Here is a 20,680-nt window from a genome sequence, read left to right on the forward strand (position 1 = left end):
TGTCTGCCATCATGCTACTGCTAAGATTAACATTAAATAAGCACCATTTTAATGTTAATTATCAACCGCCAGTGCGGCCAGTGCCTCGCCGATCGTATGAAAGGAGCCACATACTACGATAAGGTCTTGCGGCTGACTGGCATTGATAGCTGCATCGGTCGCTTCTGATAAACGTTTAAATTCGTGTATTTGAGCATTGTCGACATAGCTTGATAGGATACCTTGCAAGTGCTCAGTGCTCGCAGCACGTGGATAATCAATCTCAGCGACAAACCAATCGCTAATCGGTAAGCCCGCTATCGTCAAATGCTGCACGACTTTATTGATATCTTTATCACCCAACATAGAAAACAGCATTTTAATGCTGGCAGGTTTTCCTGTAGTTTGATTTTTTCGGCTACTATTTGGATTACTGCTGTGATTGAGAGCCTCAGAGCTATTTTGATTGGCTAAATGCTGTTGCCAAAGCGGTAATAGTTGCGCCAATAAAAACTCAACGCCTTGCTCGTTATGCGCGACATCAAACAGCCAATGGCGATTGTGGGTCTCACGATAATCAAAGCGACCAGCGAGCCTAACCGTTTGCAGCGCCTGCTCGATAGCAGTGCTATCGACATTTAACGAACTTGCGAGCACTGCTGATAACGCAGTGGCAGTATTGGTCAATGATAGAGCTGGGCGCGGTAATTGCATGGTGACAGCAGCATTGCTATATTGCCAAGCGCTTGCATCCACTTCACGATAATCAAAGTCTTGCCCAACTTGATAACAAGTTGCTTGATGCTTATCAATCGCTTGCTGCACACTGACTGGCATCGCGGTAGCACCATAAACCACGCTAATACCATCACGTAAGATACCTGCTTTCTCACGGCCAATATCTTCGACATTGTCACCCAGCCAATCGACATGATCGATAGCGATATTGGTAATCACTGCCATATCAGGATCAATGATATTGACCACATCTAAGCGCCCACCCAGCCCTACTTCTAACACCCAAACATCGCAGTCCGCTTCGGCAAATATTAATAATGCGGCAAGTGTGGTCATCTCAAAAAATGACAAGGTCAGCTCACACGCTAATCGCGCTGCTTCTACCTTGCTAAAGGCATCAATTAATGTCTCGTCACTGACCATCTCGCCATTAATACGCACGCGCTCATTAAATACACTTAGATGCGGTGATTGATACAGAGCCGTTTTATAACCTGCTGCTTGGCACATCTGCGCGATGACAGCCGTCGTTGAGCCTTTACCATTGGTGCCTGCCACCGTGAATACATAAGCATCATCTTTGGCTGACTGTACCACGCCTAACGCCTCGGCAACTGGCAGAACTCGCGACAACCCCATATCTATTGCCGATACATGAATCTGCTGCATATAATCGAGCCATTCGGTCAAGCTAGAATGCTTGTTGGGAGTGTTAGGGTTAAAAAGTAGAGAGTCGGACATGGACACAGCCTATATTGAAATATTTGAATAAAAAATGGTCAATGAGAAAGCATTCATTAAGAAAGTAGAGACAGTATATAACTACCTGCCCAAAAAGCAAAAATAGCATTTACCGCTGTTGACGATAAATGCTATTGATTGATCTTACTTAGTCAGCAAAATTTAGCATGCTACTAAGCATAAGTCATGCGGAATATTAAACTCAGTTATCCATTAGTCAAGCCGATGAGCAAGTTAGGCATCAACATTAGGCATGCGGCTTAACTTTGCCAGCAGACGATAAATGGTATCAATCATTTGATGACGATGCACCACTTCATCGACCACACCGTGCTCTAACAAGAACTCGGCACGCTGGAACGGCTCTTCTAGCGTCTCACGAACCGTTTGCTCAATCACGCGCTTGCCTGCAAAGCCGATCATGGCTTTTGGTTCTGCTAAATGAATATCACCTAACATAGCGAGCGACGCAGTCACACCGCCATAAACAGGATTGGTCAAGATCACGATATACGGCACGCCAGCAATTCTTAAGCGCTCAATCGCTGCGGCAGTACGAGCCATTTGCATCAAAGACAGCAAGCCTTCTTGCATACGTGCACCGCCAGAGGCAGCAAAGCAAACTAAAGGCACTTTGTCTGCCAGTGCTTTCTCAGCTGCTTGGACAAAACGATCGCCAACCACTGACCCCATAGAACCGCCCATAAAGCGGAAATCAAAGGCACAAGTCACCACATCAAGATTGCGCAATTTACCGTACATCACAATCAGCGCCTCAGACTCGCCGGTTTTGTCCTGTGCTTCCGTCATGCGCTGCGGATACGGCTTACTATCCACAAAGCTCAATGGATCTTTGGCAGTGAACTGCTGTCCTAGCTCACCTTCTACTTGATCGAGCAACCAGTTTAAGCGCTCGCGGGCACTCATCGGCAAATGATGATCGCAATGCGGGCAAACATAGCAATTAAAAATCAGCGCCGTGTTGGTAATCATCGAATGACAATTATTGCACTTGGTTGACGGTTCCGTCTCTACTGCTGTCAAAGCTGCCGTCAGTTGCTGCTTAATACCCGGTATCGGGCGATTAAACCACGATTGCCCAGCAGTATTACCGTTCGGCTCAGCGTTGCTTTTTTCAGTATGGTTCAGAGTCATCATATCAGGTTTTGTTATCGTATCATTCATATTATTCGCCATTATCAAAGGCTTATCGACAAGCTGGCTCATGCGCTTGTCCCTAAGAATCGATTTATAAGGATCAGTTTAATCGTCACATATTCTCATAACTTTCGCAGTTATAAAGCGCAGTTATAAGGCACGCTTACGTGAAACTGTAACAATTTATATGTGATGTTAGTTTACACACGTAAACTAACTTTAGCAAAGTCATTTAACCCTGTCTTTATAAACATTGTTATTCATATTGCCATGACGATTTAAGTGACGATAATTTAACTTTATTTAACTCAGGCTCTCAAACTATCAAGTGCACCACGTAGCTCATCCATTTTTGCCATGATTTTTTGCTGAGCGGCGGCAACCGCAGTGCTATCATTGGCATCTATATCAGCAAAATTCTGCACCAAGGCACTACCGACAATAATACCATCCGCATGCGCTCCAATCGCTTTAGCAGACGTTGCATCACGAATACCAAAACCCACACATACTGGCAAATCAGTCGCTGCTTTAATCGCTTGCACTTGAGTCGCAACATCATCAGTATCAAGCGTTGCCGAACCCGTCACGCCTTTTAATGACACATAATAAATATAACCACCGCAATGGGTCAATACTTGCTCACGGCGCTCAGGTAAAGTGGTTGGTGACAATAAGAAAATTTCATTCATCGCATGGTCAGTCAAATGCTGGGTAAAACTGCCCGCCTCGCTTGGTGGTAAATCAACCATCAAAATACCATCGACACCTGACTGCTCACATAGCGCGACAAAGTTATCATAGCCGATGATTTCAACAGGATTGAGGTAACCCATGAGGATAATCGGCGTCTGCGTGTCTTGCTGACGGAACTCTGCCACCATTTTTAGCGCATCACGTGTACTCGTACCTGCGGCTAATGCACGCTCACCTGCTAAAGCGACGACTGGGCCATCTGCCATCGGGTCGGAGAACGGCAAGCCTACTTCAATCATATCAGCACCGTGCTTAACCAAGTCATGTAGCAAGCCAACGAAGTTACTTGGATTAGGATCACCTGCCATGACATAAGGAATCAAGGCTTTTTTGTTTTGTGCTTTTAAGGTTTCAAAGGTGCTTTCAATTCGGGTCATATTGGTCTCTTATAATTTTAAAATTAATTTATTGTCATTGAATCGTATAAGGCACATATTCCCTCTACTAATGACCTTGCCAGTCGATATCTAGCTGTTCGGTACGGTTATAGAGTATATGAGTTAATAATAAAGCTACTTGCATTCTATGAATCTGATAATGATTGTCTGAATTATCGTTTAAAACATAACTTCCAAGCGTTGACTTTAATAGTACAAATTCTGATAACCCATTTCCATCAAGTGAGTCAGGAATAATATTTTCCTCGAATCTTTCACTGCCATTAGGCTTGTAGAGTATTGAAATACCACTATCATCTTTTTCAATGTTATAAACAATTTCATCTATATTATCAAAACATATCACTCTCTCTTTACAACGACTATTTGAGAGGATTCTTAGTTCATCAGAAGTAATAGACAGGATAGGTTCTAAATGCCAATCAATATTTTTTGCCATATGTTTACTAGGTAGGTTTTGGCCTTTTTCTTTACAAAATGCTAAGTAATGAGAAAATATGTACCATAACATGAACATACTACATATAACAAAAATGGATTTAACCTTTAATAGATCATTACTACCTAAAAACCTTTCTGCTAGATATAAAAGAAAGCCGATCACTACCGAGAGCAAAGCTAGTTGCATACTATCAACAAACTTTTCACTTTGAAAAAACTTTAGTTCTTTTTTAGGCAGTAGCGAATTAATGTTCAAGGGCAGGCTAAGTGTTAGCTTATCTGGAAAACTATTTAGCTCAAATAAATTATGACTCACCGTACCCTCAATATTAGATAACTCTCAAGTTAATAATAGATCTAAAGTAGATTCGAATGATAGGAACTCTAAAATTGTAGTAATTTAAAGCTCAATCCCTTCCGCCTTCATCACTGAATGCAAATCTTTATCGCCACGACCTGACATATTTACAATGATGGTTTGATCAGGGGTCATAGTTTTAGCTAGCTTTAGGGCATAAGCAACGGCATGAGCAGATTCAAGCGCAGGGATGATACCTTCTTTACGCGTCACTTCATGGAAACCTTCTAGTGATTCTTTATCGGTACAGCCGACATACTCAACACGTTTCATGTCTTTTAAGAAGCTGTGCTCAGGACCAACGCCAGGATAATCAAGACCTGCTGAAATAGAATGCGTTTCTTGAATTTGACCTTCATCATCGGCCATCAAATAGGTACGGTTACCATGCAGTACACCGATACGACCAGCAGCTAGTGGCGCTGAATGACGACCCGTTTCAATACCATCTCCTGTCGCTTCAACGCCATACATTTTAACTTCCGTGTCGTTTAAAAAGTCAAAGAATAGACCGATGGCGTTCGAACCACCACCCACACAAGCCACGAGCGCATCTGGTAATTTACCCGTCATTTGTAAATGCTGAACACGCGCTTCTTTACCAATAATCGCTTGGAAATCGCGTACCAATAACGGATAAGGATGCGGACCGGCAACTGTACCGATAATATAATAAGTCGTGTCTACGTTAGTCACCCAGTCACGCATCGCTTCGTTCATCGCGTCTTTCAGCGTACGTGAGCCAGACGTCACTGGCACAACTGTCGTACCAAGTAAGCGCATACGATAAACGTTCATCTTTTGGCGCTCGACATCGTCAGCACCCATATAAACGATACACTCTAAGCCCAAACGCGCAGCTATCGTCGCCGTCGCAACGCCATGTTGCCCTGCTCCAGTCTCTGCGATGATGCGTTTTTTACCACTCATTTTGGCCAGTAGTGCTTGCCCAATGGTGTTATTCACTTTATGCGCGCCAGTATGGTTTAAATCTTCGCGTTTAAAGTAAATTTGCGCGCCGCCAATCTCATCACTCAAACGCTTGGCGTGATACAAAGGCGTTGGGCGACCGACATAATTGACTAAATCATTATGATACTCTTCCCAAAACGCTGGATCGGCTTTAACTTTGGTATACAGCGCTTCTAGATCCTCAAGGGCTGCCATCAAGGTTTCGGAGACAAAGCGTCCACCGTGGACACCAAAATGTCCACGGGAATCTGGATACTGGTTAAAATCTTGCACACTTTCTGGATTGGTAAAAGTATTGATAGCTTGTGCGGTGGTAGATAACTCTTTATTAGCGACATGACTCATGGTAATTCCTACTGTAATAAGTGGTATTTTTAGGATTGGTGTTTTTTTAAAGTAACTATAGGGGAAATTTTTTACGTCATTAGCTTTGGCAGTTTAAAACTGTAAATTTTGAAATTATGAAGTTTGAAACTATAAAGCTAGCCATTTACATCCGAAGGTTCGCTAAGCGTCGCGTTTTGCCATCGGTCGCGTTTGACCGCTTTCATAAAGGCACGCATTTTAGCAGGGTCTTTTTTACCTTTATCAATCTCAATACCACCGCTGACATCGACCGCATAGATAGGCAAATCTAAAGTGGCAGCGACATTATCGGCATCCAGTCCGCCCGCTAAAATAATAGGTAGCGAGCTGTCTTTCGGTAGCAGACTCCAATCAAAACGTGCCCCTGTGCCGCCATATTTATGGGGATGGTAAGCATCCAATAAGATGCTGTTCGCGCCAGCGGCGGCAAACTCATTAATCTCGGCGCTCACGCTAGCAGCGGTGTGTTGGTCAGCATTGATACGCAGCGCTTTTATCCAGCGTTTATTGACCGCACTGGCCAGCTGCGCACATTGCTCCGGTGTTTCATCACCATGGAATTGAATAATATCAAAAGAGACCTGATTCGCTAATTCTATCAGCTCTGCGCGCGGCATATTCACCACTAAAGCCACTATACTTATAAAAGCTGGCAAAGAAGCACTTAACGATTGCGCTTGTTCAATTGTTACCGCACGCGGGCTTGGTGGATAAAACACCAAGCCAACCGCATCAACACCCAACTGGGCGGCAATTTTAATATCATTAGGCTGGGTAAAACCGCAAAACTTAACGTGCATGATGCAACCTTAAATATTACCTTAACAATAGACAAGGATTGATTATAAATTATAATTAGCTGTTAATCATAGTAAATGGTGATAATTTGTTACTTAAGCGGCAAATCAATTGCAACCAAAAACTTATCCTAGCATACTTTTATTCATAGTTTTGTTTATGATTGCGATTGATTAATATAGGGATACTTGAATGTCTAAAACGGCGGCGGAAACGTCTCATAACACCGATAGCACAGATAGCACCGAAACAAGCAACGTCAACAATAGCGACGATGCCATTAGCGTAAACCCAGCGCATTATTTAATGTGGTTTCGCCGTGACCTGCGAGTACATGATAACACCGCTCTAGCTGCACTTTGTGAGCGCGCAAATGCAGAAAACGCTCAGGTCAGTGCTATCTTTTTTATGACTCCTGAGCAGTGGCACACGCATGATATGTCATTGGTTCAACTTGACCATATCGCTCGCACCTTGCCTATCTTAGCCAAATCCCTGCAAATGCAATTAAATATCCACTTAACAGTACAAGTCAGCTCAAGCTTTTCTGACTGTATTGAGGCGATGCTAGATATCTGTAGCGCGAACCAGATCAGTACTGTTATGGGCAATCACGAGTACGAAGGCAATGAGATTAAGCGTGATGAGCAATTAACCAAACAGCTTGCAAACAACGATATAGAATTTATCCGCTGGCATGACCAATGTATCTTGCCACCGCAAAGTATCACCACCAATGACGAAAGCATGTATCAAGTGTTTACCCCGTTTTATAAAAAATGGCGACAAACCTTGGATATCAGTACCATACAAATGCATGAGGCATCCGCCATAAATGGCAACACTAAAGCCAAACTAGAAGTCTCGAAAGCCAGTGCTACTATCGAAGATATAGAAAGAGTAAGTAAAGAAGTAGTCGAAAATTATCAAAAGGCACTGCAAAATGCTGGTTTATTAGAGCCCATGGATATAGACGTACAGCTTGAGCACGCTCGGGCAGCCTACCCTGCTGGCGAAGCGGCGGCTTGCCAGCGTTTAGAGGACTTCATCGCTGAGGATATTGATAACTACGATGTGAGCCGTGATGTACCCAGTTTAAATGCCACCAGTCAGCTATCTGCCTACCTGACTATTGGCGCAATCAGCCCCAGACTTTGCTACTTACAAGCTACCCTACAATTAAGCAAAGCACTGGGAGAATTACATGGGAATGACGGAGACACCTTAGATAGCGGGGATAGCTTTGACAACACTGATAATAATGACATTAACCGCTGGATAAGTGAGCTAGCTTGGCGTGACTTTTATCGCCATGTTTTAGACTATAAGCCCGAGCTGATTCGCCATCAAGCGTATAAACATGAGACTGATGTCAAAATTAACTGGTCATATAATCAAGATGATTTTGCGGCGTGGTGCAAAGGTAAAACTGGCGTACCGTTAGTCGATGCGGCAATGCGCTGCCTGAATGCAACGGGCTTTATGCACAATCGCTTGCGGATGGTCACGGCGATGTTTTTGACTAAGGATTTATTGATTGATTGGCGCTTAGGCGAGCGCTACTTTATGCAGCAGCTGATAGATGGGGATTTTGCCTCTAATAATGGCGGCTGGCAATGGAGTGCCTCAACTGGGACGGACTCAGCGCCCTACTTCCGTATTATGAACCCATTTAGCCAAGCTAAAACTCATGATACTGATGGGATATTCATTAAAACTTGGCTGCCTGAGTTGAAAGAAATCCCTGCTACTATCTTGCATAGCGAAGATAAAATGCGCAAGCTACTTAGTAGAAGTGGGCAGCTAGTCAAAATCAACTATCCAAAACCTATGGTCGACCATAAAGTAGCGCGTCTATTAGCCATTGCTGAATTTAAAAAATAGCGATGCGTCTCACTTAATGTGCTTTAGTCACATTCATCACCTTAGCCATATTAATTGCCTGCTTACTAGCTCAGCTATAGTTTACAAGATACGGGTTTGGATAATGTATAGGGCATAGGCTAGTAGAGTGAAGCTTATAATTAACAGCACCCATGTCGCAAAAGAAAGCGATTCTTTCGCTTTAGAGCGTTTATCAAGCTGACGTTCAGGCTTAGAAGACGGTTTATTATTAGAAGTTGTCATATACGCCACCTTTTATATAGGGTTATATTACCAACGAAATTCATAAGTTTATTATGAATAATAGATAAGCTCTACTATATAATATAAATGGCGTTACTTTAAGTGTTTCTAATGAATAAGCTAACGTATGATTATCTATGTATTATTTTACTGGCATCTGGCACGCGCCTGCACCTTGCGTAGTCACTGTCACTACTGCGCCAGTTAAAGAAAACAGCTGTTGCAATTGGGTTTGAGCATTTTCTAGTGCCATAGTCATGACATCACCTCGGCAAGCGCGTTCAAGGACTTCGGCTTTCGCCATACTTTGGGCTTGTTTTAAGATTTTTGGATCCACTTGCATCATGCCAAAAGCACCAGTCTGCCAATCATAAATCTCGATATCGTCTAGATAAACCGAAAATATCTCTGATGGTGGGATGGTAATATTGATTTGCGGCATCACTGAGACTGGCGTATTAGCACCCGCTTCTTGTACCTCATCGACGTTAATTTCAGGCTGCACCACTTGTACCATCTCAGGGGTAAGTGCACCTAAATCAATCCCCGCCTCCACTCGTCCGCGCGCGATAAACAAACCCTTTTGTTCGTCTTGCCACAGCTTCATCCAACTGCCAGGACGTTGACTGGTAATGACGGTATCGACACTGAACGCCACCGTTTCCAAACGATTCAATTTTTGGATTTGTGTGACCACGCCTTCACGAGTAATGGTTTCTATCGGCTCTTCCTTGGTTATATTCTGCACACTATAAATAGCAAAAACGATAGCGGCTAAACCGATGAGCAATATCATCCACGACATCATCGCAATGGGTTTTTTCGCTTGTGAGTTAGTCGCATCATTATTAACAGGAGATCGATTGTCAGGATTATTCATATAAACACCCTCAGAGTTTTATCATTTATTTTTATTAAACTTATAACAAATAACTGTCTAAATGATAAATGCTACTTTTGAGCAGCAACTTCAAGTAATAACTACCAATACGCTACATAATGACTAGCGCTACCATTTACTATAAATACCCTAAAAACTGGTAAATAATCGAGTTGTAGTACCTCATTTGCTCGTTTAAGTCACGTTTAAGTCACGTTCTGTCTGAAAAAACAAAAAGTCATTGCGTCTTAGGCTAACTTTACCTAACATAGTCAGATTGTATAAGCAAAATGTTGGCGTACATCTATTTTTCTGGTCTTTATGCGTAAAGTATGACGCTGCCAACATCAACGTTTTAATACAAAATGAAAAGTTCCAGCCTTTTTGTAAGGCGTTTTATGAACGCACTTTCTATTCATGTACTGTTTGTCGCAGTACTTTTTAGCTAGGCATGTCCTAGACTATTACCAAGTGATACAAAGGTAAGCTTGCGTCGGCTATCAAAGCACACGCTCAATATCCTACTATTTCTTATTTATTTTATCGTTGATAAGGTTACGCTTTATTTATGAAAGCCAGTCAATTTTTATTTGCCACTCTAAAAGAAACCCCAAGTGATGCCGATATCGCCTCAAGTCAATTGATGGTGCGTGCCGGTCTTATTCGAAAGATTGCTTCTGGGTTATATATTTGGTTGCCCATGGGGCTACGCATCTTGCAAAAAGTCGAACGTATTGTTCGTGAAGAGATGCAAGAAGTTGGTGCACAAGAAGTGCTCATGCCGATGACCCAGCCTGCCGAGCTTTGGCAAACGACCGGACGCTTTAACGATTATGGTCCTGAGCTGTTGCGCTTCAAAGACCGTCATGATCGCGACTTTGTGCTTGGTCCGACGCATGAAGAAGTCATCACCAATCTGGCGCAAGGCGAGCTACGTAGTTATAAACAATTACCAATCACCTTTTTCCAAATTCAGAATAAATTCCGTGATGAGATTCGTCCACGTTTTGGGGTGATGCGCGCACGCGAATTTACCATGAAAGACGCCTACTCGTTCCACGTTGACCAAGCATCGTTGGCAAAAACTTACCATGACATGTATGACGCTTATACGCGCATCTTTACCCGTTTGGGTTTAGATTTCCGTGCCGTGCAAGCAGATACTGGTTCTATTGGTGGTTTTGCTTCACACGAATTTCATGTATTGGCAGACAGCGGCGAAGATGATATTGCCTTCTCTGATTCTTCTGATTATGCGGCCAACGTTGAGCTTGCCGAATCAGTGAGCACCGCTGAGCGTCAGCCACCGAAGATGGTGCGTGAAGACATCCTGACGGAAAATATGACCAGCTGTAAAATGGTTGCTGAACATTTAGGCTTACCATTAGAAACGACGGTCAAAACGTTAATCGTCCATGGTCATACCGAAAATGATGAGCCACAGCTTATTGCTATCGTATTACGCGGTGATCATCAGCTAAATACGATCAAAGCCGAGAAAATCGAAGAGGCCAATGTGCCGCTGACAATGGCTTCTGATGAAGAACTGAAAGCTGCTGGTCTGCACAAAGGCTATATTGGCGTTAATTTGGATATGCCTGTCTTCGTTGATCGTTCGGCAGCAACTTTGTCAGACTTTGTGTGCGGTGCCAATGAAGTCAATAAACACACCACTGGTATGAACTGGGCGCGTGATGCGAGCATTACTCGTGTCGTTGATGTACGCAATGTACAAGAAGGCGACCCTTCACCTGATGGTAAAGGCAGCCTAAAAATCAAACGTGGTATCGAGGTCGGTCATATCTTCCAGTTGGGTGATAAGTACTCGCAAGCGTTAAATGCTACCGTATCTGGTGAAGATGGTAAGCCTGTGACCCTAATGATGGGCTGCTACGGTATTGGTGTGAGCCGTATCATTGCCGCTGCTATCGAACAAAACAACGATGAAAACGGTATCATGTGGCCACAAACGCCAACGGTTAATGATTCAATCGCTCCTTTTGAGGTCGCTATCATACCGATGAAGTCAAAAGAAGAGACCGTCATGCAGACAGCGACGGCACTCTATGAAGAGTTAAAAGCACAAGGCATCAATGTGCTTCTTGATGATCGTAACGAGCGTCCAGGTGTCAAGTTTGCTGATCTTGAATTGATTGGTATTCCTCATCGTATCGTGGTTTCAGACCGTAACTTGGCTGAAGGCCAGTACGAATACGTCAATCGCCGTGAAGCAGAAAAGCAAATGCTGAGCCGTGAAGACGTCATTGCAAAAGTAAGCGGCAAATAGTTTTACTCGTTAAAACTGTGCCATAAAAAGCGCCTGTCTCATTAAATGAGATAGGCGCTTTTTCGCGTGTAATATAGCTAAAAAAAACTACTTAATATTATATCTTTTAGCAATGACCTTACTGCGTTTCTGTGTCTCATTAGCGGTGCAAACATTAGCGCTAATCTGAGCGTACACCACAGAATTATTCATTGGACCTTCGTATTCAAAGTCACACTTATCATTACGATCCTTTACCCATATACGCTGTTCTTTATCCAACTGCTGTTGTTGTGTCGTATTCAAAGTACGATAAGCGCCCATATAGATTTTATTAAGGCGATTTTTTTCGACTACAATCGCATCGTTACCACAATCATAAGCCACTTCCATATAAGCGTCTTCACAGTTATATTGATTTTCCACAAATGCAGCCTGTGCTAACTGCAAGGTAGAAAGAGACAAAATAGTAGTCCCTAGAGCGGTTAAAAATCCGGTTTTTAACTTCATAGCTGCATCTCAATATTAATAAAATAAGGTTTATTGAGTATAAGAAAGAACGCTCATCTATGAAAGCTAAAAATCTTCATTATTAAACATGGTAGTGAACATTCATTTACTGCCGAATCAAACGACTTGGTTTAGGTAGCAAGGTTATATCACTCACACGGCAAGGGTTGATATCGATACCGCCTCGGCGTGTATACCAAGCGCGAACCATCAGCTCACTTGGCTCATAGTATTGACTCAAATCAGCAAATATTTGCTCCACACATTGCTCATGAAAACCATTATGCTGACGAAAACTTAAGATATAACGCAGCATTCCAGCCTCATCGACTGTTTTATTACTGGTAATCGAAACTGCTAACGTCCCCCAATCTGGTTGATTGGTCACCGGACAATTACTGCGTAGTAAATTAGAATAGAAAATATAAGGCTCAGTGCCAGTATTCTCTAAAATAGAGCTACTGTTTAAATCTTTATCACTACTTAGCAATGACGCGTCAGGATGCTCGCACAATGCGACTTTTTCGCTACTGTTAGCAAGCGCGTCATCAATGCAAACACCCTCAGGCTGAGCAATCAATAGCCCTGTTGTCTTATTATGCAGGTCGTCATTTAAGCTAAACAACTCAACTTGCACGTCTGCTTGTACACAGGCTGATAAGTCTTTAGCAATCAGCGCTTGCACATCATTCCAACTAGCGAATTCAGTAAAGTTGATACTATTTAGATAGAGCTTAAGTGACTTTGACTCAACGATAAATGGCGAGCTGGCTGGAATACCAAAACGCGCGATAGCCACTTGCGAGAGTCCTTGCGGATTCAACCAAGACATCTCAAATGCCTGCCACCAATCGATGCCAACCATCAACTTATCGTCTTGCCAGCCAATTGCATCACGCCCCATACTACGGGCAATTGGATACAAGGTTTCTGGACTATACTCGGTTGGATAGTCGGTGGTTTGCTCACCCAAGATACCGTGAATACTCATAAGTTACTTACCTGTCATGCTTAAATATAATGAAATAAAAACCAGTCATTTTACAGCAATGGGCTATTTTATGGGAATCATTTGCCAGTCTGATGCAGAATCTGTCTTTACATAGTTAAAGCGTACTCGGTAAGCAGCAGTATCGCTATCGTTCATTTTGAAATAGAAATCTACCAATAAGCTCTCATTGGTAATCCATTCAACCTCTACCTTGCGAACCTTATCTTCGCTACCATTATAAAATTTTAAATGTTGTCGGAATTTATCGTAATCCCTGTTATTTTTTTCGTCATACTGGTAAGCATCGCTCTTATCTTTTTTCCAGATCATGACATTTTCTTCTCCTGGAAACTCAACTTTAACCGTAGCTGCATAAGTCATATCTGGTGAAAACGTCAAATGAGATCCTTCAAACTCTTGCTTGAAGCCTGAATCTAAATCAATCAATACTGTATTGTTAGTCTCATATATTTGCCCAGATAAATAAAGCCAGTTGTTATCTGCATCATAATGGTCTAAAAGATAAACATATCTAAGCTCTTTTTCCCCTTCTGCAAAATCGTCCATCAATATGATAAGGTCATGATTTGGTACCTTTATGATAGTCTTGTTTAGCTTGCGAGAAATGTATTCTGATAAACCCCATTTCTTGATGAGTCTTTGATTATAAATCATCAAGCTTTTATCTAAGCAATCTTGATAAATCCGCTCATCTTCACTACTGCAATTCTCACCCCAGTTAGGATAAACGGGCTTGTCTAGTACCTCCCAAACATAGTCATCCATCGCCGCTTTGGGCAGGTCTGCTTGCGCAGGCACCGATAGCATCAGTAGCAATGCACTCGCCATACAGATGCGAATTGAGGTGGCGACTGATAGAGTTATTTGCATATGAGAGCTAGACCTTTTTATTGTTTTTTAATCGTTGATATTAGCATCAGGTAAAACTCTCTGCCATTCACCCTCTTTATTATTAGCCGCATAAATATAGCGCACGCGAAATGCTACCGTGTCAGTGGGATTGACTCTGTAATAAAAATCAACGTTAACTTTATTATCGCTTGTCCAACTGATATCTCGCGCTTCGTACACCTCATGTTTTTTGTCATTATCATAATCTTGTTCATATAATTCATTACTAGCAAATATCGTTGCATAGCGTCCGTCATTGTCAGCTTTTTGACGCTCCCATATTATTATATCTCTGGTCACACCTTGCCTACCATTAAACCCTACCACTTGATTCATGTCGCTAGAAAACTTAAGATTGGTCGCATACAGCTCTTGCCAGCGCCCTGTGTTTAAATCGACAATGACAGTCGCTTGAGTCTCATACATCGTATGTAGTAACTGTAATAAATGATGCACTTTATCGTAGTACTGCAATTCATAGTGAGCGCTATGTTCCTCTTCAAACGGTACAAGATAATCTTTAAATACTAATGGCTGCTTTTGATTCGGTATACTGATATAAATGGTGTCCTTTTCTCGAACGACTCTGTCACTCAAGCCCCACTCTCGGCTTTGTGCATTATCAGCTTGGGCTAACGATTCAAAAATACAGTTTTCATAATCTGTAAATGTTTGATATTCAGTATGATCGTATCGACAGCTGTCTTCATACCAGTCTATCGCTACAGGCGCAGCGACTTTTATCCATACCTCTTCCTTTGTCGATGGCTCTAAAGCTAAAGGCGCTGCCTGTGCATCTAAGGATGCTATTGTGGCCAATATAAATAGTCCTGCGACAGTCAACACCGTCTTTATACAATGAGAGATAGCGATCATTTACCTACTACCTTCATACAGTTGCCACTTATCCGTTGAGGCATTTTTAATAAAGGTATATCGTACTCTAAAAGCCGCTGAATCCGCTTCATTCAACTTATAAAAAGAATCTGCATAAAACTTATCATCATTTACCCAAGTAAAGATTTCGCTATCATAAACCTGCTGTGCTTTATCTGCTTGATAAAACTTTTTATGATTGTCGTAGTTTTTTGAATCGTCACTACTGCTATAGACTTTTTTATAGTAGCCTTCATAGTAACCGCTATCTTGTCGCTCCAAAATATTGACGTGTTCCGTCGCCCCCATTTCACTTTCAAAACCGACTATATATCTCATATCAGGAGAGATACTTAGCTTTCTGAGACTAAAATCTTGCCAAAACCCAGTAACCAAATTAACTACCGTCAAGCTCTCTCCTTCATAAAATCTTTGATGTATTGTCAGTAATTTCCGTGATTTATCGTAGTCTTGTAGCGAATAATAAGGATTAAAATCCTCCTCATAAGGACTGGAGTAATCAACAAATACTAGTGGGTTTTTCCGATTAGCAACTTTGATATAAATCGCATTTCTCTCTCTAACGACTTTATCGCTGATACCCCATTGCTTACTAAGCGCATTATCCGCATCTTCCCTCAAGTTATAAAGACAGTTTTGTAGCGCATCATAAGTTTCATATTTGTAGTCGTTATGGCAATCATACTTATACGTTGCAGGATCTACAGGCGTCTCCATGACAACCCAATCATAATCATCCATATTAGCAAACGATGCCGCAATAGCAGCATTGGAAAAGCCACTTAATACCGCTATTATCAAAAGCTTATGCCTTATTGAAATTTTTTGCATAAAAAAAGCCCAACAATGTTGGACTCTTATAATAAGGTGACAAGCTACATTTTACAAACTAATCTACAAGCGCACACGTGAGCCATTACTGAGTAAACGATAGGCGATGGTATAGAATACCGCACAGAAGACAAAAATAGCCGCCATCGAATACCAGACATTCACATCAGAATAACCAAGAATACCGTAACGGAATGAGTTCACCATATAAACGATAGGATTTAATAGCGAAATATTTTGCCAAAATGGTGACAAGTTTTCCATCGAGTAGAACACACCACCAAGATATGTCAATGGCGTAAGCACAAAACTTGGAATGATAGAAATATCATCAAATGAGCGAGCAAACACGGCGTTGATAAAGCCACCAAGTGAAAATAAGATAGACGTACCCAGTACCGTAAATACCGTCACAAATAAATGCTCAATGCCAAGATCGGTAAAAAATAGTGCGACTATCGAAACGATGATACCAATGGCCAGTCCACGAAAGATACCACCACTGATATAACCCATTAAAATCGCATGTTTGGAAACTGGCGAAACCAATAACTCCTCGATACTGGAGGTGAACTTAGCACTAAAGAAGCTCGATACCACATTGGAGTAACTGTTGGTAATAATCGACATCATAATGAGACCGGGCACGATAAACTGCATGTATGGCACGCCGCCCATTTCACCGACACGCGAGCCGATCATCTTACCGAAGATGACAAAATAGAGACTCATCGTAATCACTGGTGGCAGCAAGGTCTGTGGCCAAATACGCAGAATTCGGCGAACCTCTTTTAACAAAATGGTGCGAAAAGCAATCCACTTTTTATTCCATGACATGGTTTTATTAGGATCTATCATTTCTTGACTCACAATCCTGCCTCCTTCATGCTGTCTGCACTTTGGATATTTTTGTCTACTAAACGCATAAATAGCTCTTCTAGTCGATTGGCTTTATTACGCATACTGGCTACCGTGATACCTTGCTCAGATAACTGGTCAAAAACACCATTCAACGATTCGCCTTCAGTCAGTGTGACTTCAAGCGTCTGATCATCAGGCTGCGATGTATCTGTCACTCCTGCCAAAACCAATTGACGCGTAAGCGGTGTCTCCAAATCAAAAACAAAAGTCTCAACCGATAGCTGCGCTAGCAAGTCCTTCATCTCAGTATTAATACGAATCTCACCATGATCCAAAATCGCAATGCGTTTGCACAGCTGCTCCGCTTCTTCAAGATAATGAGTCGTCAGAATAATCGTGGTGTTTTCTTCGATATTAATCTGCTGCATAAACTCCCACATAGAGCGGCGTAACTCGATATCTACCCCAGCGGTTGGCTCATCCAAAATCAATAATTTTGGTTTATGAATCAGCGCCCTTGCAATCATCAACCGGCGCTTCATACCACCTGATAGCTCACGTGATTTGCTATTGCGCTTGTCCCACAGACCTAGCGCCATTAATAATCGTTTTGCCCGTGGGCGTGCTTCTTTGGCAGGAATACCAAAGTACCCAGCCTGTGTAATCAAAATATCTTCGACTTTTTCGAACATATTAAAATTAAACTCTTGTGGGACGATACCAAGATACTGTTTAGCGACTGACGGATTCTCTAGTAAATCTGTGCCAAATATCTTTACGCTGCCAGCTGTTGGTTTAAAAAGCGAGCTAATAATACCGATCATGGTTGATTTACCAGCACCATTTGGCCCCAGCAACGCAAAAAAACCTCCTTGCGGGACGGTTAAACTGACATCTTTGAGTGCCGAAAACCCATTGCTATAGGTTTTGGATAAATTCTGGATAGCAAGTGCTGGTACCTCAGACATGAAAACCTCTTTATTGGTTATAAATTTATGTAAAAATGTTTTTAGAATATAAACAGACAGAAGATACTGTGTAGTGTCATAAAGTGAGGCTAGTGTCGATGAATTTCAACTGTAATGCCTTAGAAGTACCGTATTGATAATACTCATCATTAAAAAAGCGCCTATCTCATTTAATGAAATAGGCGCTCCACTGATATATAGGGTAAAAAGCTTAGCCAGATATTCAATACAATTAGCTTGCTTCACCAACCATATAATCAACAGCGTTTTGAACTTCCTCATCAGGGATATCAGCACCACCTTTAGCAGGCATGGCGTTAAAACCATTGATAGCATGAGTGTATAATGTTTCTTTACCCTTGGAGATACGTGGTCCCCATGCACCAGCGTCACCTAAGATTGGCGAGCCAAGTAGACCTGCCGCATGACAAGTCTGACATACGGCATTATATACTGCTTTGCCATCACGAGGGCCGTCACCCGCTGCTGGGCCAGCGGCACGTGCCGTCACATCACAAACTTCATCGTCTTCAAAGCACACTTTAGCAACTGGCTGAATGCGAGCAATTAAGTTAGGATACAAAGCAATCAGCTTTTGCACTTGCGGCGTATCTTGCGGAATAGGCTCTTCATCAACCGCAGGTGCGGCAGCGGCAGTTTCTGCGGCAGGTGCATCGCCGTCAGTCGTATCTGCAGCAGCTTGGGTATCATCACCCAACTGCTCAGGCGCATTTGCTACCACTTCCTGCGCTGCTGCTACATCAGAAACAGTTACAGGAGTGTCTACAACACTTTCAGCTTGGCTCACCGCGATACTAGCGATTCCTAGAATGGCAGCTGCCGATAACATAACTACTTTTCTCATTCGTCACGTTCTCTTATTACATATACAAAGGCTTATACGGCTCAGACATTCTGCTTGTCCTCCTTTGACAACCAAATAGTTATCAATAGCAAACAGCCATCCCGCGTACCAGCACACTTGTAATCGGTGATTATAAATATGAATTCTCCCTGTCATTATAAGGGAAAAGGCAGGTAGATTGCCATGCCTGTTTAATGACTATCCTGTTTTTTCTTAAAAAACATCAATCACTGTCTTCATTCATTGGCTTTATGGATTTTATTTGTTAGACTAAGCGGTCTTTATTTTTCGACATCTTTACTGCTCATAACGCTCGTTTAGGCATGATGCTGATAATACCGTACGCCGTTGTTGTTATGCGCTCGTAGCTCAGTTGGATAGAGTATCGGTCTCCGAAGCCGAGGGTCGTGGGTTCGATTCCCGCCGAGCGCACCAATCATTGTATCTACAATATTTGTGTCATCCTTCCCTAGTATTACCCTAAATCTCAAATACCCATTAACTCCGTACTCAAAATATTTGCGGATTTCGCCGTGCGTGCTCGTCTATTGATAGATAGCTCTCATATAATAGGCATTTTGCTTATAACACTCGCTTATTCTGCTTGCTGCAAATTAGCTGCTAGCTGGGCACGGTTAGGCACACGATGATAATTAATCACGGGCACGTTACCTAACAGGCGCTGACCTGAAGCAATTTTCTTATCCATCGTAATCATTGCAATTTTTTTATCTTGTTTACTGAGCAACAAATGATTGGTCTTGCGTGTGACTCGATAATCAGGAAAATACTGCTTAATCAGTACGGATGTTTTTTGCAGGTCGTCATTAATAGGTTTTTTCACGCTTTTAGACGATTTATTATGAATTGTCTCACCCACTTTTACGCCGCGTGACTTTGCCAACAACCATAAAGCGGCAATAACGGCAAACAATATGACAAGCCACCAAATTCCATCTATCATTAGAAGAGATATCCATTATTAGCAAGGGTTGGCTCATGTTAGCAGAATTATCACCAGCGTTAATAGCAGAAGTAGAACTTGCTGCTAAATTATTGACATCCAAACAGCATATTTGCATCTTAACGGGTGCAGGGATTTCAGCCGAAAGTGGCATTCCAACTTTCCGAGATAAGCAAACAGGCTTGTGGGAAAACTATGGTGTGGAAGACTTGGCGACACCTGAGGCTTTCACTCGTGATCCAAAACTGGTGTGGTCATGGTATCAATGGCGCAGGCAATTGGTCGCAGATAAAAAACCGAATCCTGCACATTTTGCCTTAGCGCAGTGGCAATACCATACTCAGTCGTCTAATCAATCATTAACGCTTATCACTCAAAATGTTGATGATTTACATGAGCAAGCTGGCAGTACGGTAACTCATTTGCATGGCAATCTGTGGCATAACCGCTGTAGTCAATGCAAGACATTCTGCCAAAGTCAATCGAGGGGTTCGTATCATAGCGAGGATACAATCAATTTTGATGACAAACTGATGACCTGTCGCCATTGCGATGGCTATATCAGACCAGATATCGTTTGGTTTGGCGAAGCATTACCAGTACAAGCATGGCAAACGGCAGAAGATGCGGCGGCGAACTGCGAGGTATTTATCAGTATTGGCACCTCCAGTCTCGTCTATCCTGCCGCTGGACTCGCACAGTTAGCGAAGCAAAATGGTGCCAAAATTATTGAGATAAATCCCAATCCAACGCCGAATACTATTGTGGATATCACCTTAGCAGAAAAAGCTGGTGTGATTATGCCGTTATTAATCCAGAAAATCACTGCGCTCTAGCCGCTTGAACTTAAGTCGCTTAAACCTAAGTCAGTTGAACCTAAAAAGCATACCGTGTAAAAAAGAA

General features: G+C 42.3%; 20 protein-coding genes and 1 tRNA gene. 4 read left to right on the plus strand and 17 right to left on the minus strand.

Translation table 11 applies throughout. From position 1 onward, the window contains the following. Positions 1 to 54: 54 nt before the first annotated feature. From folC to JMX95_RS07815, 6 genes are all read right to left on the minus strand, one after another. The gene (gene folC / locus JMX95_RS07790; protein WP_201553267.1) at positions 55 to 1,458 is read right to left on the minus strand and encodes a bifunctional tetrahydrofolate synthase/dihydrofolate synthase; all 1,404 of its coding nucleotides are present in this window, start codon (positions 1,456 to 1,458) and stop codon (positions 55 to 57) included. 234 nt (positions 1,459 to 1,692) lie between these two features. Further along, entirely contained in the window at positions 1,693 to 2,655 is a 963-nt protein-coding gene (gene accD, locus JMX95_RS07795; protein ID WP_201555016.1) for an acetyl-CoA carboxylase, carboxyltransferase subunit beta, read from the minus strand. A 269-nt stretch (positions 2,656 to 2,924) separates the two neighbouring features. Next, positions 2,925 to 3,749 (minus strand): tryptophan synthase subunit alpha, encoded by an 825-nt coding sequence (trpA, locus tag JMX95_RS07800; RefSeq protein WP_055125257.1) that lies wholly within the window; start codon positions 3,747 to 3,749, stop codon positions 2,925 to 2,927. 67 nt (positions 3,750 to 3,816) lie between these two features. After that, complete coding sequence (locus JMX95_RS07805) at positions 3,817 to 4,527, minus strand: hypothetical protein (RefSeq protein WP_201553260.1); 711 nt, start codon at positions 4,525 to 4,527, stop codon at positions 3,817 to 3,819. A gap of 84 nt (positions 4,528 to 4,611) precedes the next feature. Beyond that, positions 4,612 to 5,886: a tryptophan synthase subunit beta gene (gene trpB, locus JMX95_RS07810; RefSeq protein WP_227676003.1), complete on the minus strand. Its 1,275-nt coding sequence runs from the start codon at positions 5,884 to 5,886 to the stop codon at positions 4,612 to 4,614. A 137-nt stretch (positions 5,887 to 6,023) separates the two neighbouring features. After that, positions 6,024 to 6,707: a phosphoribosylanthranilate isomerase gene (locus tag JMX95_RS07815; RefSeq protein ID WP_201553257.1), complete on the minus strand. Its 684-nt coding sequence runs from the start codon at positions 6,705 to 6,707 to the stop codon at positions 6,024 to 6,026. A 190-nt stretch (positions 6,708 to 6,897) separates the two neighbouring features. Here JMX95_RS07815 and JMX95_RS07820 point away from each other — a divergent pair, with 190 nt between their 5' ends. Next, the gene (locus JMX95_RS07820) at positions 6,898 to 8,589 is read left to right on the plus strand and encodes a cryptochrome/photolyase family protein (protein ID WP_201560452.1); all 1,692 of its coding nucleotides are present in this window, start codon (positions 6,898 to 6,900) and stop codon (positions 8,587 to 8,589) included. 81 nt (positions 8,590 to 8,670) lie between these two features. Here the strand turns inward: JMX95_RS07820 and JMX95_RS07825 are convergent, their stop codons facing one another. Together JMX95_RS07825 and JMX95_RS07830 are read right to left on the minus strand one after the other, a co-directional pair. Continuing rightward, positions 8,671 to 8,832 (minus strand): hypothetical protein, encoded by a 162-nt coding sequence (locus tag JMX95_RS07825; protein ID WP_201560453.1) that lies wholly within the window; start codon positions 8,830 to 8,832, stop codon positions 8,671 to 8,673. A 142-nt stretch (positions 8,833 to 8,974) separates the two neighbouring features. Beyond that, positions 8,975 to 9,712 carry a DUF4230 domain-containing protein gene (locus JMX95_RS07830; RefSeq protein ID WP_201560454.1) on the minus strand — a complete coding sequence of 246 codons (738 nt, stop codon included), beginning with the start codon at positions 9,710 to 9,712 and terminating at the stop codon, positions 8,975 to 8,977. Between the two features lie 568 nt (positions 9,713 to 10,280). Between JMX95_RS07830 and JMX95_RS07835 the strand changes: the two genes are divergently transcribed. Next, positions 10,281 to 11,999 carry a proline--tRNA ligase gene (locus tag JMX95_RS07835; protein WP_201560455.1) on the plus strand — a complete coding sequence of 573 codons (1,719 nt, stop codon included), beginning with the start codon at positions 10,281 to 10,283 and terminating at the stop codon, positions 11,997 to 11,999. Between the two features lie 87 nt (positions 12,000 to 12,086). Here the strand turns inward: JMX95_RS07835 and JMX95_RS07840 are convergent, their stop codons facing one another. From JMX95_RS07840 to JMX95_RS07875, 8 genes are all read right to left on the minus strand, one after another. Beyond that, positions 12,087 to 12,488, minus strand: coding sequence for a lysozyme inhibitor LprI family protein (locus JMX95_RS07840; protein ID WP_201560456.1), 402 nt, complete (start codon positions 12,486 to 12,488; stop codon positions 12,087 to 12,089). Between the two features lie 106 nt (positions 12,489 to 12,594). After that, positions 12,595 to 13,479, minus strand: a complete 885-nt coding sequence (queF, locus tag JMX95_RS07845) for an NADPH-dependent 7-cyano-7-deazaguanine reductase QueF (RefSeq protein ID WP_201560457.1) — start codon at positions 13,477 to 13,479, stop codon at positions 12,595 to 12,597. A gap of 63 nt (positions 13,480 to 13,542) precedes the next feature. Then, positions 13,543 to 14,370, minus strand: coding sequence for a hypothetical protein (locus tag JMX95_RS07850; RefSeq protein WP_201560458.1), 828 nt, complete (start codon positions 14,368 to 14,370; stop codon positions 13,543 to 13,545). Between the two features lie 27 nt (positions 14,371 to 14,397). Continuing rightward, positions 14,398 to 15,267 carry a hypothetical protein gene (locus JMX95_RS07855; RefSeq protein WP_201560459.1) on the minus strand — a complete coding sequence of 290 codons (870 nt, stop codon included), beginning with the start codon at positions 15,265 to 15,267 and terminating at the stop codon, positions 14,398 to 14,400. Then, positions 15,268 to 16,119, minus strand: coding sequence for a hypothetical protein (locus JMX95_RS07860; protein WP_201560460.1), 852 nt, complete (start codon positions 16,117 to 16,119; stop codon positions 15,268 to 15,270). A gap of 63 nt (positions 16,120 to 16,182) precedes the next feature. Further along, entirely contained in the window at positions 16,183 to 16,956 is a 774-nt protein-coding gene (locus tag JMX95_RS07865; RefSeq protein ID WP_045446727.1) for an ABC transporter permease, read from the minus strand. A 29-nt stretch (positions 16,957 to 16,985) separates the two neighbouring features. Next, positions 16,986 to 17,948 (minus strand): ABC transporter ATP-binding protein, encoded by a 963-nt coding sequence (locus JMX95_RS07870; RefSeq protein ID WP_045454531.1) that lies wholly within the window; start codon positions 17,946 to 17,948, stop codon positions 16,986 to 16,988. A 232-nt stretch (positions 17,949 to 18,180) separates the two neighbouring features. Beyond that, positions 18,181 to 18,813, minus strand: a complete 633-nt coding sequence (locus tag JMX95_RS07875; RefSeq protein WP_201560461.1) for a c-type cytochrome — start codon at positions 18,811 to 18,813, stop codon at positions 18,181 to 18,183. Between the two features lie 358 nt (positions 18,814 to 19,171). On the opposite strand from JMX95_RS07875, the gene JMX95_RS07880 reads away from it, so the two are divergent. Next, a tRNA-Arg gene (locus JMX95_RS07880) sits at positions 19,172 to 19,248 on the plus strand. Positions 19,249 to 19,408: 160 nt separating this feature from the next. Here JMX95_RS07880 and JMX95_RS07885 read toward each other — a convergent pair. Further along, a complete protein-coding gene (locus JMX95_RS07885; protein ID WP_045454568.1) occupies positions 19,409 to 19,777 on the minus strand; it encodes a hypothetical protein in 369 nt (122 codons plus the stop codon). Between the two features lie 35 nt (positions 19,778 to 19,812). Here JMX95_RS07885 and JMX95_RS07890 point away from each other — a divergent pair, with 35 nt between their 5' ends. Next, a complete protein-coding gene (locus tag JMX95_RS07890) occupies positions 19,813 to 20,613 on the plus strand; it encodes an NAD-dependent deacylase (RefSeq protein ID WP_201560462.1) in 801 nt (266 codons plus the stop codon). Positions 20,614 to 20,680 lie beyond the last annotated feature (67 nt).

Source organism: Psychrobacter sp. NC44 (assembly GCF_904846655.1).
Lineage (GTDB): Bacteria > Pseudomonadota > Gammaproteobacteria > Pseudomonadales > Moraxellaceae > Psychrobacter.